Genomic DNA, 387 nt, shown 5'->3' on the forward strand with positions numbered 1-387 from the left:
CTCGTACACCACGCCGGCGGACAGCGTGGTGGCGGAGTCCTTCTGCCGTGTCTTCTGCCGGGCGATGCGGTCGTCGATGGTGTTGGTGGACCAGTCGCGGCGCAGGCCGGCCAGGACGGTCCACTGCGGCGTGAGCTTGATCTGGTCCTGCGCATAGAGGCCGGCCACGGTGAGCCGCTCGGGCGCGTCGATCGTCAGCCCCGCGGGGCAGCGCGCCGCCACGCCGTACACCGGGTTGAACAGGTCCATCGGCGCGATGGTGCAGGTGCGGCGGCCCAGCCAGTTCTTGCCGGTGCGTGCGTCCAGCCCGGCCACCAGCTGGTGCTGCACGCCGAGGGCTGCGAACTTCGCCAGCACCGAGGTGTCGGTGGCCAGCATGTCGTCGTC

The 387-nt window shown here is 71.1% G+C and carries 1 protein-coding gene; it reads right to left on the reverse strand.

Features of this window, described 5'->3' with window-relative positions; all coding sequences use genetic code 11:
- The coding region (locus GVL52_RS32725; RefSeq protein ID WP_160012814.1) for a TonB-dependent receptor at positions 1 to 387 on the reverse strand (387 nt) is incomplete at both ends.

The sequence above is a fragment of the Rhizobium sp. 18055 genome, from assembly GCF_902706285.1.
In the GTDB taxonomy this organism is placed as follows: domain Bacteria; phylum Pseudomonadota; class Alphaproteobacteria; order Rhizobiales; family Rhizobiaceae; genus Rhizobium.